Origin of the sequence: Halorhodospira abdelmalekii, assembly GCF_016583625.1 — a bacterium.
Classification (GTDB): Bacteria; Pseudomonadota; Gammaproteobacteria; order Nitrococcales; family Halorhodospiraceae; genus Halorhodospira; species Halorhodospira abdelmalekii.
Genome location: NZ_NRRN01000119.1, coordinates 1 through 1,598, shown reverse-complemented (window position 1 = coordinate 1,598; position 1,598 = coordinate 1). Strand labels below are relative to the sequence as shown.

Genomic DNA, 1,598 nt, shown 5'->3' with positions numbered 1-1,598 from the left:
TGCTCAATCCATCTGGTGACATGATTCCAAGCGTAACAGAATGGTGGCCACTTGCAAGATGCGCCGCTTCACCACCCCCTAAGCCGCTGCGCGGCTATAGGCGGAGCACTGCGGCGCGTTTTGGTAGATCATATCGCAATGTCAAGCAACAGCGCGCCCCAGCGAGTACGGTGGTTCGCGATCGTCGCAATCCGCAATTAGGCTGCATGACTACGCAACAGAGGCCAAGCTCCCTGCTTGGAGGCTTCCAAAATCACGATTTCCACGATCGTGCCGTCCTCCGCATAGCTGACATGGGTATTCCAGTCTTGTGAAGACTCCTTTGCAATGGCCTTGTCGGAAAGATGCACGACTAGAATATCGTCAGCCTCATCGTATGTAGTGCGCATAGTCAAAGTTCCCATTGGAAGTGATGCATGACGGTCTTGACGACCAGTCTATCTTCAAGCACCACGGCGGCACAGACGAGATTATCGTGGCGTCCTTCTATAGCCTTGGCAATCCATAGCCGGGTATCGTCCTTATAGCGTGTCTGACCGGTCTCCAGAAGATCGCCTAGCAACGTGTCCGTGATGCCTCGCTGCGCCATACGTTCGCTCGCGTGGCGCGTCACCTGTACTTCCAAGCCAAATCGCTAACAGATCACCAAGGTTCACCGCTGTTTCATGATGCCTCCAACGTACCATGAACAGCTCGACAGGAGCCAGCGGTTGCAAATGCCGCCTTGGGCAAGGATTCGCCCGCAGAGTGCCAGATTCACCCAGCTTGGCCAATCTTCTCCCCCGTGCTAACTTATCCTCAACTCGGCCAACGGATCAGGCTACAGGCAACGGCTAAGGAGAGCCCAACATGCCCCGCCCTCGCTGTGAGCAAATCTCGCCCACAACCCCCTACTACCACATCGTCACCCGCTGCGTGCGACGCAGCTTCCTCTGCGGTGAGGATCACGTCTCCGGCAAAAGCTACGAGCATCGGCGCCAATGGGTCGAAGATCAGCTTCGCCTGCTAAGCTCGATCTTCGCCATCGACATCGCCACCTATGCGGTCATGTCGAATCACTGCCACGTCGTCGTCAAGCTTGAGCCGAGTCAGACTGCTCATTCCGACGATGGTGACCGATGTTCCCACCGACACCACACTGGAGTGCTTTTTTACTCTGATCGGTCACGATCAGTCAATTCGAGCAAGCTGTGAGTGGTAGCGGTGAGTGGTAGCGGCAGGCCCATCTCCTCCGTTACTGCGTAACGTCATTTTCATGTCGTAGAAACCTTGTTGTTGCGCACCATCAAGGGCGCTTGAGCACCGGGCCGGTAGCCTCATCAATGATCTGCTCCACCGCCCCCCCCTGAACCGTGCCGGGATTCCCGGAGGCTCCAAACCTTGAGAGGATGGAGCTAGACTCTAGTCTTGCAAAAAATGCGCGATAGTGTACTCTTGACTCATGGAGAACACCATGAGTACAGGCAAGGCGGCGAAGCGGCTGGGTGTTTCGGTCAAGACCCTGCAGCGCTGGGACCGCGAGGGGCGCCTCATTCCAGCGGCACGGACTGACAGCAATCGTCGTCTTTACACTGAGGCCCAATTGCGGGAGTTCATCG

At 56.4% G+C, this 1,598-nt stretch carries 4 protein-coding genes; 2 read left to right on the top strand and 2 right to left on the bottom strand.

From position 1 onward, the window contains the following. Nucleotides 1–197 precede the first annotated feature (197 nt). Nucleotides 198–389: a DUF2283 domain-containing protein gene (locus tag CKO15_RS13690; protein ID WP_200197372.1), complete on the bottom strand. Its 192-nt coding sequence runs from the start codon at nucleotides 387–389 to the stop codon at nucleotides 198–200. A gap of 2 nt (nucleotides 390–391) precedes the next feature. Then, nucleotides 392–613: a DUF4258 domain-containing protein gene (locus CKO15_RS13685; protein ID WP_338036077.1), complete on the bottom strand. Its 222-nt coding sequence runs from the start codon at nucleotides 611–613 to the stop codon at nucleotides 392–394. Nucleotides 614–849: 236 nt separating this feature from the next. On the opposite strand from CKO15_RS13685, the gene CKO15_RS13680 reads away from it, so the two are divergent. Beyond that, nucleotides 850–1,194 (top strand): transposase, encoded by a 345-nt coding sequence (locus CKO15_RS13680; RefSeq protein WP_200197370.1) that lies wholly within the window; start codon nucleotides 850–852, stop codon nucleotides 1,192–1,194. A gap of 247 nt (nucleotides 1,195–1,441) precedes the next feature. Next, on the top strand, nucleotides 1,442–1,598 hold a 157-nt coding region (locus CKO15_RS13675), incomplete at its 3' end, for a MerR family transcriptional regulator (protein ID WP_207124001.1).

Bases quoted from the DNA above. Each gene is read 5' to 3' on its own strand.
- CKO15_RS13680 (WP_200197370.1), top strand. From the start codon at position 850: ATGCCCCGCCCTCGCTGTGAGCAAATCTCGCCCACAACCCCCTACTAC.
- CKO15_RS13690 (WP_200197372.1), bottom strand. From the start codon at position 389: ATGCGCACTACATACGATGAGGCTGACGATATTCTAGTCGTGCATCTT.